Origin of the sequence: Pelorhabdus rhamnosifermentans (assembly GCF_018835585.1) — a bacterium.
In the GTDB taxonomy this organism is placed as follows: Bacteria; Bacillota; Negativicutes; order UMGS1260; family UMGS1260; genus Pelorhabdus; species Pelorhabdus rhamnosifermentans.
In genome coordinates, this window is sequence record NZ_JAHGVE010000185.1 from 1 (window position 1) to 235 (window position 235).

General features: G+C 35.3%; 1 protein-coding gene. It reads right to left on the minus strand.

Annotated elements, in window-relative coordinates; all coding sequences use genetic code 11:
* The coding region (locus Ga0466249_RS26290; protein ID WP_215832434.1) for a hypothetical protein at positions 1 to 196 on the minus strand (196 nt) is incomplete at its 3' end.
* Positions 197 to 235: the final 39 nt, after the last annotated feature.

Below are 235 nucleotides of genomic sequence, written 5' to 3' on the forward strand. Positions count from 1 at the left end.
TTTTATTGTTTGGTGCGGGTAATTCATTAGGTGAGGCAATGCTAAAATCCGGATCAGCTATATGGTTGGCCAAAACTTGATTGGGAGGGCTGGGATTAGGTACGTTAGCTCCTACAATTATGATGGTTATTATAGCTTGTGCGCTATTGGTAAATCGGTTTGCTTTTGCCAGTATTACATTATTTAATTCAAACAATCGCTAGTTACTATTTTTTATAACATTACAGTAAATTTA